The following is a 15,591-nucleotide window of genomic DNA, read 5'->3' as shown; positions in this document are numbered from 1 at the left end:
TATCCTCCTCACTAAGAAGAAAGTACCCACTCCATCCTACCGGAAAAAGCGTACCTGTATGACTTGACGATTTCTTCGCCCGGCCACACCTCAACTCCAGTGACGGGGGCTGCTACGACATTGCATCAGGGCAAGAGACGATTGGCTTTTGCTTTACCCATACAGTCCGGGCGAAACATGGGAATTCGCCAGGCTCGAAGGAAAAGTCATTCTCAACAATAGAAAGAGTCTCAGTTGCAATTTCTTACAACTGAGACTCAGCTACTACTACCTATGAAAAACACCTACTGTTAAAGAATGATTCTCTCTCTTTAATTCATTCTCTTTCGTGGGGCGTCTCTTCATCCATAAATACGTAGTATCGGAATGAACCTTTCAAAAAATTTCATAAAGCTAATGTATTTGTCATACATTTCCAGGAGAATCGTACGTCTACCTTCTGAAAAGCCTGCCAGAGCCGGGGAAAAACAAGAGGTGTCCCATCTATCGTATGGAACACCCCTTGTGAAAAACAGGATTCTCAACTGAAATCAAGCCGTCACAAAATTGCGCTGGTCATTGGCCAATGCTCTAAGCTGGACAGCCATAAAACGGATCTCCTGAAGCATATTGAGGTACAGAATCGAGGAACGCGTCCTCGTCTGGTTTCTCTGCGCACGCTTGATCTGCCGCTTGGTTGCACGGGCAATCAATTGCAACAACTGCTCCTGGGCAACCACGGTAAAGTCGAACTTGGAGTAGTTACTCGTCTTGAGCATCAGCGACACGTCATTGAGCAGTTTCAGCATCTCCTGATGCACTTCTTTCAAATCAGACGTCTGGTCAACCGTCAACGGCGTGTGATTGTTGTCCACATAGGAGAAAATAAAATCGGTAAACTGTTGGAGGCTTGCCACAGCCTCATTCAAATGATCCAGTGCCTGGACGAAATGATAGCCGGTATCCAGCGAGCGGGACTGCATCTTGTAAAGTACCGGAAGGATGTCGTACTTGTGGTGTTCCTTGCTGGTCGTCGCCAGATCCTCCGCATCGGAGGCCAGTTCTTTCAGAGCCTTGCGATCCTGCTGGATCAAGGCATCCAGGGTTTCGGAATAAATTTTCGTCAGTGTGCTCACACTGTCGGATACCTGCTTGTTGCAAACGTCGATGATGTTGTCTTCCGTAATTTCATCGAAACGTTCCTGGGAGAACTTGCTCTCGCGATGGCGGTGCAACACGGCGGATTTCACCAAGATAAACACTGTCAATGCCAGCATGGGGAAAATAGCATATCCCTGCCCGTAGTGAAGAATGATCGCCATGATGCCGGCCATGGTAAACGCGGCAAGCCCCGTCATGAACCAACCGGAAATCACCGTCAAAACCCCCGTTACCCGGTACACGGCGCTTTCACGGCCCCAGGCTTTGTCAGCCAATGAAGACCCCATGGCAACCATGAAGGTTACATACGTTGTGGACAATGGCAGTTTGTAGGATGTCGCCCAAGTAATCAGCATGGCGGCCACCGTCAAATTCACCGTTGCCCGGATCAAGTCAAATGCCACCCGGTCTTTGGATTCCAGCGGAATAGGGGCCGGATTCCAGCGGTGGTTTATCCGGACGAGCATACGCCCTGGAATCAACTTCTTCACTCCCGCTCCCATTGCAATGGCCGAACGGACAATTGCGCGTGCCGGCGGCACGGAACCAAAACGTTCAATGCCTCCATCTCCCTGACGGGACAATTCGACACCCGTAGCAATGACGCTACGGGCTTTCTTGGAAAACCAAAGAGCTAGGACCATAATGCCTCCGGCTGTCAGCAAAATCATTGGATTCGCATGAGCCTCTCCGGCAAGCTGCCCCATATGCAGTCCTGCAAGGCTGCCGCCTGCCGCCACATGGTCCATAGCAATCTGAAACGCGCCAAGCCCTCCCATGAAAACGCCGATGAAGTTCACAAGGTCATTGCCGGCAAAAGCTAGTGCCAGGGAAAAAGTACCAGCAAGAACGGTCAGTTTCAAAATATTCACCATGAAGAGATGCTGCAGGATAGCCATGAATGCGGAACATCCGATGAAAGTCAACAGAAGGGAAATCCCCATGTTTTTGTCCAGCATCGCCAGGAACTCCGGATTCATGATCGGCATGCTCTTCATACCCTTGAACAGAGCGAAATAACAAATCGCCGTCATTCCCAAACCACACCACAGGGAACCAACCCAGAGGAACGGTTTCTGATAGCGGAAAGAAAAGGCAAGGCGGGATACCCACATCACAATGGTGCCCACGGTAAAAGCAATGACGACAGAGAGCAGAATACCGCTGATAATTTCAATGCACTTGTCCGTATTGATATATTCTAAAAGCCCAAGAGCATTCTTGCCGCTATCGGAATAAATCTTGAAGAGGGACGTTGCCACCGACGATCCCAGCAATCCGAAAACGAGCGAAACCGTCGTCGAAGTCGGCAACCCGAACGTATTAAAGGTATCCAGCAAAATCACCTCGGCAATCATCACCCCGAGAAACAGGAACATGACCTCATGGAAGGTGAACATGCCGGGATTGAAAATCCCGCTTCGGGCAATTTCCATCATGCCGCTCGAAAGAACAGCGCCAATCAAAACGCCGATCGATGCAACCGTCAGAATCACGCGCACAGGTGCCGCTTTGGAACCTATAGCCGAATTCAGGAAGTTGACCGCATCGTTGGCAACTCCATTGATAAGATCGAACGATGCCAGAAGCATCAATGCGATCATGATAATCCAATATATTGTGTCCATATGGTAGTGGTTTTGGCGGGCGGAGGGCATCCGCGTGCAACGCCACGGAGGTTTTACACGAAATCGTCACGTTTGGCGATAATTTTCAGAAAATTCCCCACCGGGTTTTTAACGGAGAAACGAACGGATTCAGATATTCTCTCTCATCAGATTTCCTTTTAATCGTGACAAATTCTTTTATATATGGTAATTGGAGAACTGTGTTTTACCATATTTACTCATTGATCGCCGAAGGGCAATTGAATGCCCATGCAGCAGAATTCCACAGGTATGGTGCCCTGATCATGACGGACGAAGGAGGCGTGGGATGTATCCATCCCTGGCCCGAACTCGGTGATGCGACTCTTGATGAAGAACTGGAAGCACTCAAAGCAGGCTCCCCTCTTACTCTCGGCAAGCGTGCCTTGAAATGCGCCAATGTCGATGCAGACGCCCGGCACAAGGGAATCAACCTCCTGCACGGACTGAATATTCCGGAGAGCCACGCAACCCTGCCGCCGTGTGTCAGCCCGGCTTCCGTCCGCATCATGGGTATCAATGGCTTCCGAGCCGGTAAGCTCAAAGCGATGTCGAGCCCGAAATCTACCTTGGAACGACTTGCCACTTTGGCATCCATCGCCCCGAACTGGCGTTGGAGAATCGACTTCAACTCCAGTTTGAACGAACGGGAAGCCGATGAATTCTGGAGGGAGATGTCCCCTTCCCTGCGGCAGCTGGTCGACTTCGTCGAAGATCCTTGCCCCTACACCCGCGAAAGCTGGTCCCGCCTCATGTCGGAAGGCATGCGCTTAGCCTACGATCAAGGCTCCGACCTGGACCACCAGCCTCATTTGGATACAACGTCCCCTCCCATCCGCATCATCAAACCTGCACGGGAAAAAATGCCGTCTCCCGGCTCGGGGAAACATGTCTTCACCTCGTTCATGGACCATCCCATCGGACAGCTGTGGGCCACCTACACGGCAGCTCAATACTATCAGGACACTCCCAGCGAAGAAATCCCCCTCTGCGGACTCTGCACTCATCTCCTCTTCAAAAAAGATGCCTTCATCGAAGCCTTGGGCGGTCTTGCTCCCGTCATCACCGTCCCGGAAGGTACAGGACTGGGGTATGACGATCTCCTTGCCGCCCTTCCCTGGAAAAAGCTGGAATAAACCCCTGACAAACATCGGAGGGACCAAAGACGACCGCCCTCCATCATTCACAACTTCCAACCGCAGGGGAATCTTTGTCCTTGCGGTTTTTTTATTAGAATGTCGCCATCTCAATAGCGCACAACAGGACAAGAATAGCCATCGCCCAATCGATTTCCTTCCTGAACTTTGACAGGAAACGGTCGATTCCGGCACCAAAAACAGCCCACATCGTATTCGCCACGTAGGCCGAACCTCCCATAAACGCAATCAACAGAACAAGAATCCACGGATGACCGTCTGCAATAGGAATAAGATATCCTCCGGCAACCGTCAGGCAAAAAAGAATCAGTTTCGGGTTGATTGTCTGCAAAATAAACCCTTTGAACACCGTGTTGATGGAAAAGGAAGGCAATTCCCCATTCCCGCCTTTTCCGGCATCCTTGGCAATCATGATCCCGAGGAAAACCATGTAGGCACAGGAAGCCCACTTCATCCACGGTCCCAGTTCAGGAATCAGACGGCGCAGATACTCCTGCGCCAGGCAACATACCGACAGAAACACGACATTGGCCAACACAACCCCAATCGTGAATCGACGGGTACCCTCTACACCATGGCGGGAGGCGTTCGCCATAGCCATCAAATTATTGGGGCCGGGCGTAAACTGCGACAGAACGGTATAAACGGCGAACGAATAGACGAGAGAACTCATTGAGATTCAATCCCAAAAATCCTGACAATCAATCTTGGGAAACAGAAGCCGTTCCCGAAGAGATAGATCCGGCCACCGCAGCAAACACAGGAGCCGGCAATTCCTTTTCAGCATCAGACGGCTTGAAGAAATCCCCCACATCCTTGAACGATACGAACAGGAAAAAGCCCATCAACAGGAACACAAACCCCGTCTGCACAAAATCCAGGATCCGTCCGCTCACCGGACGCTTCAGTAAAATCTCCGCCGTCCCCAGAACAACGTGTCCGCCATCCACCACGGGCAGAGGCAGAATATTCAAGACAGCCAGATTGATATTCAAAACTACGGCAAACCACAACGCCAGTTTCCAGCCTCCATCCGTCTGAAGCATATTGTAAAAATACCCGGCAATACCGATAGGACCGCTCAGGTGCTCCATACTTATATCGCTATTGGGGGCAAAAACCTTCTTCATCGTATCCCCCATCCATTTCAAACTCTGTCCGACCTGTTCCCAGGGAGTCGGATATAAAGTCGTCTCCCTGATCTCATCTCCCAACTTCCACTGAATTCCCGTAATGGCCCGCGCCTCGGAATGTCCCTTCCAATTCGCGGGAATTTCAGGGGTCACATCCGCGATAGACTCCTTGCCGTCAGCATGGCGCACGGTCAACTTCATCGGAACGCCTGCCTTTGCCGATAACGCAACTGCCGCCGGGCTCCACAACTTCTCACCGTTCAATGCCATCAGAACATCTCCCGACTTCAAACCGGCCTTCTCCGCCGGACTTCCCGCCACGACTTCACCGACCACACAGGAACCGGCAGGCAGGATCCCTATCTGACGCATTGCGCTTCTCTGCCACCATCTGGTTTCAGGAATTTTGAACCCACTCTCGAATTCAAGCGGTTTGTCCACACCGGGACGCTGGACAAGGAAACGGATCTTCGTCCCTTCACCCAGCATAATACGTTCCCGTACCCCCTCCATATTACCAGTCCACTGCGTTACAGGATTACCGTCAATCTCCAGAATCTTGTCACCCGGCTTCAATCCCGATGCAGCAGCCGGAGAATCGGCAGGAATATACCCAACAGTCGTCACAGGAAACTCTACGCCCGGTTTACCCAATCCCCATACCACCAGAGCAAACGCCACCGCCAGCAAAAACGAGGAAACCGGTCCGGCAGCCGCTACAATAATCTTGTCCAGAGCCGTTACCGGCTTCAAATCCTTGGGAAGTTCCACCTCTCCTTCGATCGCCTCCATCGGCGCCATCTGGGGCAGCGACACAAATCCGCCGGCAGGGATCCACCCCAGTCCCCATTGCACGCCATTGATCGTCTTCTTCCACAATGGCTTGCCAAACCAAATCTGGAACCGGTCCACATACATTCCCCTCCACCGCGCAGCAAAAAAGTGTCCCAGTTCATGAACAAAAATCATGAAATTGAACAACAGGATCACAATAACGATAACCCCGGCAGTACCCAGACCTGATAAAATTGTATTCAACATAAAAAAATGTAAAACCCGTACTTACTGACATTTTTCCAGCTGGGCAAGCCCCATCCACGCCATTCCGTCAATGACATGTCTTTCCCTACAGAATGCGCCTTCATTCTCGCTTCTCTAAATCTGGAAAAGTCACTTGTTCCAGACTCGCCCGCTCCTCAACAACAATCCCGGGCAGCCCTCTTGCCACCCGGGATTATTAAGATAACTTGTTGGTACAGCCATCTAGCGACTCATCGTCACGGATACCGGAGGAGTAAGGTTGCGACTGGAATTACCGAGGCGAATTTCAAATTCTCCCGGTTCCGCCTTCCAATCATGCTTTTCCGTATCCCAGAAAGAAAACGCTCGGGGGGCTAACTCGAATTCCACGGTCTTTGTTTCTCCCGGTTTCAAGAATACCTTGCGGAACCCTTTCAGTTCCTTGGGGGGACGCGGCACAGACGCCTTGGGATCGGAAACGTAAAGCTGGACAACTTCGGCACCTTCGCGGGAACCGGTATTGCTCACTTGCGTCGTCACCTTGAGAGTATCGCCAGCGGTGATCTCACGGGCAGACACGGAAGGGGGAGCAATCGTGAACGTTGTGTAAGAGAGGCCATAGCCAAACGGGAAACGCGGTTCAATCCCCTGCTGGTCAAACCAGCGGTAACCGATGAAGATACCTTCCTTGTAATCGGTATGGGGGTCGACGGACAAGGGACCGAGAGTTCCGGGATAGGTTCCCTGGGCATGGCAGGCATAATCCTTCTCCTCTTTCCCAAAGGTACAGGTCAATTTACCGCTCGGGTTGACCTTGCCAAACAAGATGTCCGCAATGGCATTCCCAGCTTCCTGCCCTCCATACCAAGCCTCCAGGACAGACGGAACATGGTCGATCCAGGGATCCAGTTTCACAACGGAACCATTGACGAGAACAACGATGATATTTTTATTCTCCTTGGCCAGCTTTTCAATCAATTCGGACTGGGCACCAATCAGTTCCAAATTGGGAATATCCGTACTGGATTCACCCCAGCCGCCTTCACGGTCATAACCATGGTGGGTGCCGCCGACGAAAATAACCGCATCGGCATCCTTGGCGGCGGCAACAGCGGCATCCGGGTTCTGCCGGGGATCCTGCCAGACCAGTTGAGCGTAAGCATCCCCTCCGACATCGTTATATTCGACTTTGAGGTCATATTCCCTACCCTTCTGGAGGCTGACATCAGCCAACAGATTGTGAATGCCGGGTTTCCACTGGTCGATAATCAACTTGCCGTCCAACCAGACACGCACGCCGTCATCGGCATTGACGCCGAGCTTCATCGGCCCCGTCACGGGAGCAACCAGTTTACCCGTCCAGCGGACGGAAAGCCGGTTGGTCGGCATCTTCGGATCGGAAGGAATGCCGAACATGGCCTTGCCCCATTTACAATCAATCGCCTTGGAAATCCCCCTGACAACGGGAGCCCCCTCCAAATTCGGATTATCGTAATATTCTCCTGTTAACCCCTCTTGGCCGTCAACCGAGCGGAGGTAGCGGGAGGGGAACACGGAATTATTGTCAAAAGTCAGGCCGGCAACATATTCCACCCTGTCTCCCAACACCTGGCGTATACCCTGTAAAGGCGTAATTTCATACGGAGAATTGACGCCGCCGGAACCGCCGCCACCACGATGTTCCTTATCGGCATTGGGGCCGACCACCAGCACTTTCTTCAACTTCGATGCATCCAGAGGCAGCACTCCCCTGTCATTTTTCAACAGTACCATGCCCTCGGAGGCAAGCTCCCTTACCTTTTTCTGGTGAGCGGGAGTTTGGACTTCCCCGGTCTTCTGAAGCTCCGGATCCAGCACATGCGTCCGGGCCATCAGACGCAGCATACGGCGCACTTTGTCATCCAACACATCCATCGGAACTTCGCCCGATTTGACAAGATTCAACAACGCAGAATCCTTGCTGAAATGCCCTGACCCCATTTCCAGATCAAGTCCGCCCAGTGCGGAACCTTTCGCACTGACCACAGCGTTCCAGTCGGAAACGACCAAACCGTCAAACCCCCATTCCTTTTTGAGGACATCATCCTGAAGCCACTTATGTTCAGCAGCATGAATCCCGTTCAAACGATTGTAGGACGACATAAGCGACCATGGTTTGCCCTCCTTGACAGCTATTTCAAATGGCACCATGTAAAGTTCGCGCAGAGTCCGTTCATCAACATTGGAACTGGACAAACAGCGGTGATTTTCCTGATTGTTCGCTACAAAATGCTTCACACAAGCGGCCACATCAAGGCTTTGCACTCCCTGAATATAGGCGGCAGCCATCGTCCCGCTCAAATAGGGATCTTCGCCATAATATTCGAAATTGCGCCCACAGCGCGGAGTCCTCATCAGGTTGACTCCGGGCCCGAGAATCATGTGACGTTTCAAAGCTAGCATTTCCTCGGCAATCACCTTGCCGTATTCATGCGCCGCCTCAGGATTCCACGTGCAGGAAAGGCTAATACCCACAGGCAATGCACAAGGCTCCGTAAATCGCGTCACCCCTTGTGGACCATCCGCCATTTTCAACTGGCCGATACCAAGGCGCTTTACCTCCCCGGCCTCCATCCAGCTCCGGCCATAACAGAGAGCCACCTTCTCCTCAGTCGTTAACTGGGCAAGAATTTTGTCGATCCTCTGTTCCAAAGGCATATCGGGAGTCCCCAAAACGGGAGATCCTGCGGCATCCCCGGCCTGGGAATACATACAAGAAGCCGCCACAACCACAGCAGTCGCCATCAATGCATGGCGCAACGACTTTTTCACCCCACTCTTGCCGTCACGGTTCATTCCGGCATCCGTTCTTCCTGATTTCACTGTATCGCGTATCACGGGTATATATACGCCGCCTCCGGCAGGAAAATTACAAAAAGTCTGCATGGACTATGCCAACCAAGCAATCGACAGAGCAAACGCACAGTTTTTTCAAAAGTAGGTCTCCGAAGTAAATTGGCTCTTCGTCAAAGGCGGTGGATGCCTTCTAAACAAAAAATCCCCTGGAATTCATTCATTCCAAGGGATTTTTTTGTTCTGAAATGGTAGCAGGAGCGAGATTTGAACTCGCGACCAAAGGCTTATGAGTCCTCTGCTCTACCACTGAGCTATCCTGCCTTTTGTGGGCTTTGCCTTGAAGGCGGAAGGGTGTATATATGAGATAAGAACGATTGTCCAGAACTTTTTATGATTCCTGGAAAAAAGAGGAAGAAATAATCCTTACCAGCGGATCACACGTTAAAGCGGAATTCGATGACATCCCCGTCCTGAACAACGTATTCCTTGCCTTCGATACGGAGTTTGCCCTGTTCTTTGGCGTGGACTTTGGAGCCGCAGGCAACGAGATCGTCAAAGGCAACGATTTCCGCAGCGATGAATCCTCGTTCGAAATCCGTATGGATGACACCGGCCGCCTGGGGAGCCTTGGCGCCGGCCGGAATGGTCCAGGCACGCGTTTCCTTGACGCCTGTGGTGAGATAAGTTCTCAGTCCCAGAAGATGGTACACGGCACGTATCAAATCGGATACGCCGGAATCCCTGACTCCGAGGTCCAGAAGGTATTCTTTCGCTTCTTCCGGATCAATGTCGATCAATTCCTCCTCGATTCGGGCGGAGATGACAATAGCTTCGGCATTGTGGTGCTCCGCAGCGTATTGACGGACGCGGGAAACGTATGGATGCCCTTCCGGATCATTGATGGCCTGAGCCAGTTCGTCTTCATTGACGTTGCAAGCAAAGATACTCTTTTTGCCGGACAAAAGACAGAAGGTCTTCAAGAGCTTCACTTCGTCGTCCGACAAAGACTCCTCCAACATGATGGCAGGAGTGCCTTCGTAGAGATGGGGAAGCAGTTTATCGATCAGCGAGATTTCCTCTTTTGATTCTTTGTCACCTCCCCGTGCCTTGCGTTCACGGGAAGTACGACGCTTTTCCATAGCTGTGATATCGGCGAGGATCAGTTCGGAATTGATGATTTCAATATCTCTCAAAGGATCGACGGAGCCCAGTTCATGAATGATGTCGTCATTGTCAAAACAACGCACGACCTGGACAATAGCATCCACTTCGCGGATGTTGGCCAAAAACTGGTTCCCAAGGCCGGCCCCTTCGGAAGCGCCTTTGACCAAGCCGGCAATATCAACAAATTCGATAACTGTCGGAACGATTTTTTCCGATTTGGACATTTCCGAGAGCACATCCAGCCTGGAATCCGGCACTGTTACCATACCGACATTGGGATCAATCGTACAAAAGGGGTAATTGGCCGCCTGGGCCTTGCGCGTTCTTGTAACGGCGTTGAACAAAGTGGATTTGCCGACATTGGGGAGACCTACGATACCTGCTTGCAACATAGCCGGAATTGGATAGCCTCCCACTGCTAAAAAGTCAATTTCCAAATCTTTCAGGACAAGAAAAGTCTTTCCTTCTTCCTGTCCCCATCAGCTTCAACTACTCCTGCCGGAATCCCTTCCGACAGGAGCAGAAGACGCAATACAACGGTACGAGAAGGAAAGAACCTCGCATCGTCCAGAAACTCCCCATTGCTCGCAATGGATCATGAAGAGTTGTATATTCTTCCCACACACGGGTAGGGTTTGTCAACACTACAGTCCAAAATAAAGAGTATAAGATCACCAGAAAGCCCGGAGGAAATGCCACAAGCAATATAGCCCGGAAGCGAAAACAAAAACCGCCCTTCTCCATAAGGAGAGGACGGCGATTTTGACAAAAAAGTGGTGGCGAAGCGGACGGGGCTCGAACCCGCGACCTCCAGCGTGACAGGCTGGCGCTCTAACCGAACTGAGCTACCACTCCGTAACACCTTCTTTGTCGCTCACCATCTCCGGCGAGGACGGGCGATAGGTTACATACATAGGTTCATTTTGACAAGATTTTTTTAATTAAAACGGAATAATTTTATTGATGAGTTTCTGCACTCATCAGGGAAAATTCTCTCCGGCATGTTTTAATAACCCTGAATATCAACATGATAGATGCCGCACTAAGACCGAATATGAATCCTATCCAAATTCCGTTTGCTCCCATGATTTCGGATGTCACCCATGTCGTGCGCGACAAGATGAATCCAACCGGAAACCCGATGATCCAGTAGGAGATAAAGGTAATAATGCTGATGGCTCCCGTATCCCGGAAACCACGCAATATGCCTGCACTCACGACCTGGAGACAATCCGGCAGCTGGTAGATAACCCCCAACAGGAGCAGCATTGATGCCGTACCTACAATGGCAGGATCATCATTGAACAGCATAACAACTTGCCTGTTGAAAAAGATGATGAACAGGGCGCTTAAGACCAGAATTCCCAGTACCAGGGCATAGGATGAACGAATGGCGGACAAGGCTCCAGCCCTATCCCGTGCCCCATTATGATAGGCAACGCGTATCGAAGCCGCAAGGCCAATGGACAATGGAATCATGAATAGCATTGAGGCTACGTTACAGGCAACCTGATGACTTCCTACCTGAATGTACCCAAGAGGAGCCAGTACCAAGGAGGCACCACAAAAGAGGAGTACCTCGCAAAACATGGATATCCCGACCGGAAATCCGATTTTCAGTACGCGCCCCAACATGTCGCGCGCAGGTCTCCTCAAAGCGATGATATGCCGGCGATAAAGTCTGTGTTCCGGGTGAAGATAAACAATCCCGAACATGGCAAGTGCCTGAAACCAGTAAATGACTGCCGTTGCCGCGCCGCATCCGGAGCCCCCCATGGCCGGCAACCCGAACCATCCGAAAACGAATATGTAATTAAGAGGGATGTTCAACAGCAGTGAGCTAATGCCTACAAACATGGCCGGACGCGTCATGTTGGAACCCTCGTTCAAACTGCGCAGTGCAACGAAGATCAAGTTGGCCGGGGCCCCCCACAGGATGGCGTGCAAGTACCCCGTTGCGATACGGCGCATAGCCGGGTCCGGCGAAATCCAATCGAAGACCGAGCCGGCAAAGGATTCGATGCCTATTACGCAAGCTCCCAGCAACAAGGCAAGCCAGAGACCGTTGTGCATGACGTAGCCGCTGCGCCTTGCCACATCCCTGCCACGGTAATTGGCGACGATCGGTCCCAGCACCATCAGGATGCCACAGGCAAACAATTGGACGGGAATAAATACGGAGGCTCCGAGCGATACGGAGGCCATATCGACGGACGATGCGCTGCCGGCAACAATCGTATCCACACACCCCATTCCCATGTTGGTCAAATTGGCAATCAACACGGGGATACTCAAATAAATGATGGTTTTCATTTCCGAGCGCTTTCCAAGGAGGTCCATGTTTCCTGTCTGTTTCTCGTTCATCTTACTGGGAGGAGGGGGATCATTCGTTTTTTCGGGGAAAAGCCAAGAAATTTTACACAAAAAATTCGTTAAAAAAATCCCTGCAGGCTTTTACCAGCCCGCAGGGATTCGGAAAAAACCATCGGGCAGTAGGAGGGAAGAACTCCCTCCCGCTGCCTCAGAGGGGTGTTGATCAGGCGTCCTGCTCAAGGGCAGCCTGGGCAGCGGCAAGGCGAGCCGTCGGCACGCGATACGGAGAGCAGCTCACGTAGTTCAGTTTCAACTTGTTGCAGAACTTGACAGAAGCGGGGTCTCCACCGTGTTCACCGCAAATGCCCAACTTGATATCGGGGTTGGTCTTGCGTCCGAGTTCGCAGGCGATTTCCATCAACTTGCCAACGCCTTCCTGATCAATGGAGGCGAAAACGTTTTTCTTGATGATTTCCAGATCTCCATACCTGCCGAGGAAAGAACCGGAGTCGTCACGGCTCATCCCCAGACCGGTCTGCGTCAGGTCGTTCGTCCCGAAGGAGAAGAATTCGGCAGTCTTGGCGATTTCATCAGCCGTTACGGCGGCACGGGGGATTTCGATCATTGTACCGACATGGTAGGTCACGCCCTTACCCTTCTCTTCGAACACCTTCTTGGCGACTTCGTCGATAATGGCCTTCTGGATGTCGAGTTCCTTCTTGAAGCCGACGAGAGGCACCATGATTTCGGGAATAACGTCGTAGCCTTCTTCTTCAGTCACTTCTACAGCGGCTTCAAGGATGGCGCGGGCCTGCATTCTCGTCACTTCCGGGAAGGAGATGCCGAGACGGCAACCGCGGTGGCCGAGCATCGGATTGAATTCGTGCAATTCCGACACACGGCGCATGATTACTTCCACGGGCATACCGATCTTTTCAGACAAGTCGAGCTGCTGCTCCTTCGTCTGGGGAAGGAATTCGTGCAGAGGCGGGTCGAGAAGGCGGATGGTAGCGGGTAATCCCTTGAGTGCCTTGAAGATTCCCTTGAAGTCTGCTTTCTGGAAGGGAAGCAGCTTGTTCACGGCGGCTTCACGGGCGCTCACTCCGGCGGAAAGGATCATTTCACGCATGAAGTCGATGCGGTCGCCTTCGAAGAACATGTGCTCCGTGCGGCAGAGACCAATGCCAACGGCACCGAAAGCAATAGCTGTCTGGGCCTGCTTCGGAGAGTCGGCATTCGTGCGAACCTTCATCTTGGTGCATGCGTCGCACCATTCCATCAGTTTGGCGAAATTCTGGTACACACGGCTGTCTTCCGGTTTCATCGTCTTGCGAATGAGCACCTGAATGATTTCAGAGGGAGATGTTTCCACCTTGCCGGCGAAAACGCAACCTGTATTACCGTCGATGGAGAGGTAGTCGCCTTCGTCGTAGGTGACTCCATCAACCGTCATCGTACGGGCGACGTAGTCGATTTGCAGGGCATCGGCACCGCAAACGCACACTTTGCCCATCTGGCGGGCGACAAGGGCAGCGTGGGAGGAAACACCGCCTCGGGCAGTCAGGATGCCTTCTGCAGCGATCATGCCGCGAAGGTCTTCCGGAGAGGTTTCCATGCGGACGAGAAGAACCTTTTCACCACGTTCGGCCGCGTCAACGGCACGTTCGGCGTTCAGGTAAAACCTACCGGCAGCAGCACCGGGGCCTGCGGGCAGACCGGAGGCAATCACTTTTGCTTCCTTAAGGGCTTCCCGGTTAAACACGGGGGTCAGAAGCTGGTCAACCTGGTCGGCGGGAACGCGACGGACTGCCGTCTTCCAGTCGATGAGGCCTTCTTCCACCAATTCGCAGGCGATGCGGAAAGCTGCAACACCGGTACGTTTGCCGTTACGGGTTTGCAACATGAAAACTTCACGGTTCTGAATGGTGAATTCGAAGTCCTGCATATCCTTGAAATGTTCTTCGAGGACGGCACGGATACGCATCAGTTCCGTATGGGCTTCGGGCATCACCTTGGCCAATTCGGCAACGGGAGCGGGAGTACGGACACCGGCCACCACGTCTTCGCCCTGCGCGTTCATGAGGAATTCACCGTAGAATTCCTTCTCGCCTGTAGCCGGGTTACGCGTGAAGGCGACGCCGGAACCGGATTCTTCACCCGTGTTGCCGAACACCATGGCCTGTACATTGACGGCGGTACCCCATTCGGAAGGAATATTGTACTTGCGGCGGTAAACGATAGCGCGGTCATTGTTCCAGGAGCTGAATACGGCACCGATGGCGCCCTGCAGCTGTTCCCACGGGCATTCCGGGAATTCCTTGCCCACGCTGTCCTTGACGAGTTTCTTGAAACGGGCAACGAGTTCCTTCAGGTCGTCGGCAGTCAGTTTCGTATCTTCGATTTCGGCTTTGCCATGGCGTTCTACCTTGATTTGGGCAATGGCGGCTTCAAAGGGGTCATGATCTTCTCCGGGGGCTTTCTGCACTCCGAGAACGACGTCGCCGTACATCTGAACAAAACGGCGGTAGCAGTCCCAAGCGAAACGGGGATTGCCGGTAGCCTTGGCAAGGGCTGCAACACTCTTGTCATTCAGGCCGAGATTCAGAATCGTATCCATCATGCCGGGCATGGATTCGCGAGCTCCGGAACGGACAGCCACGAGAAGGGGCATGTTTTCCGTATCGCCGAACTTGGTGCCCATGATAGCCTCCATGTTGGCAATACCAGCCTTGATGTCGGCTTCCATGGTTGCGGGATAAGTGCACCCGTTGTCGTAGTAATACGTACAAACTTCCGTCGTAATGGTAAATCCGGGAGGCACGGGCAAACCGATACCGGCCATTTCAGCAAGGTTGGCACCTTTGCCACCGAGCAGGTTTTTCATGCTGGAGTTACCTTCGGCAGTCCCTCCGCCAAAGGTGTATACAATCTTGTCAGGGGAAGCGCTTGACGCGCAGGAATTGGTTGACATGTCGCTAATATTGTCGAATTGGGTTACACTCCGCGAACGCGCCGTCATTCTTCGCAATGAAAGAATTCCTACGCGAACGGGGTTCGGAGAGATTGCTAACGAGATCATGAAATGTCAATCTGTAAATGACCCAAACACAGGAAATTTTTCATAATCGCGCGCGTAGAGAGATGAAGAATCCTGTAATCTTCCTCTCCGTGACACAAAAAAGA

At 52.2% G+C, this 15,591-nt stretch carries 8 protein-coding genes and 2 tRNA genes; 1 reads left to right on the top strand and 9 read right to left on the bottom strand.

What is annotated here, in order from left to right:
- Window positions 1-530 precede the first annotated feature (530 nt).
- A complete protein-coding gene (locus QET93_RS08260; RefSeq protein ID WP_280131575.1) occupies window positions 531-2,768 on the bottom strand; it encodes an inorganic phosphate transporter in 2,238 nt (745 codons plus the stop codon).
- A gap of 200 nt (window positions 2,769-2,968) precedes the next feature.
- On the opposite strand from QET93_RS08260, the gene QET93_RS08255 reads away from it, so the two are divergent.
- Window positions 2,969-3,922, top strand: coding sequence for a hypothetical protein (locus QET93_RS08255; protein WP_280125677.1), 954 nt, complete (start codon window positions 2,969-2,971; stop codon window positions 3,920-3,922).
- Between the two features lie 94 nt (window positions 3,923-4,016).
- On the opposite strand, the gene QET93_RS08250 is transcribed toward QET93_RS08255, so the two are convergent.
- From QET93_RS08250 to ppdK, 8 genes are all read right to left on the bottom strand, one after another.
- Complete coding sequence (locus tag QET93_RS08250) at window positions 4,017-4,616, bottom strand: LysE family translocator (RefSeq protein WP_280125676.1); 600 nt, start codon at window positions 4,614-4,616, stop codon at window positions 4,017-4,019.
- 28 nt (window positions 4,617-4,644) lie between these two features.
- Window positions 4,645-6,117, bottom strand: coding sequence for an RIP metalloprotease RseP (rseP, locus tag QET93_RS08245; protein WP_280125675.1), 1,473 nt, complete (start codon window positions 6,115-6,117; stop codon window positions 4,645-4,647).
- A gap of 222 nt (window positions 6,118-6,339) precedes the next feature.
- Complete coding sequence (locus QET93_RS08240) at window positions 6,340-8,958, bottom strand: glycoside hydrolase family 3 C-terminal domain-containing protein (protein WP_280131576.1); 2,619 nt, start codon at window positions 8,956-8,958, stop codon at window positions 6,340-6,342.
- Between the two features lie 219 nt (window positions 8,959-9,177).
- Window positions 9,178-9,252 (bottom strand) — tRNA-Met (locus QET93_RS08235).
- 113 nt (window positions 9,253-9,365) lie between these two features.
- A complete protein-coding gene (gene ychF / locus QET93_RS08230; RefSeq protein WP_280131577.1) occupies window positions 9,366-10,487 on the bottom strand; it encodes a redox-regulated ATPase YchF in 1,122 nt (373 codons plus the stop codon).
- 385 nt (window positions 10,488-10,872) lie between these two features.
- Window positions 10,873-10,950, bottom strand: a tRNA-Asp gene (locus QET93_RS08225).
- Window positions 10,951-11,052: 102 nt separating this feature from the next.
- Window positions 11,053-12,435 carry an MATE family efflux transporter gene (locus QET93_RS08220; RefSeq protein ID WP_322189940.1) on the bottom strand — a complete coding sequence of 461 codons (1,383 nt, stop codon included), beginning with the start codon at window positions 12,433-12,435 and terminating at the stop codon, window positions 11,053-11,055.
- Between the two features lie 196 nt (window positions 12,436-12,631).
- Entirely contained in the window at window positions 12,632-15,379 is a 2,748-nt protein-coding gene (ppdK, locus tag QET93_RS08215; protein WP_280125671.1) for a pyruvate, phosphate dikinase, read from the bottom strand.
- Window positions 15,380-15,591 lie beyond the last annotated feature (212 nt).

It is taken from the genome of Akkermansia sp. N21116 (assembly GCF_029854705.2).
Taxonomy (GTDB): Bacteria; Verrucomicrobiota; Verrucomicrobiia; order Verrucomicrobiales; family Akkermansiaceae; genus Akkermansia.
The sequence above is the reverse complement of the archived record's forward strand: the minus strand, read 5'-3'. Positions and strand labels throughout refer to the sequence as shown.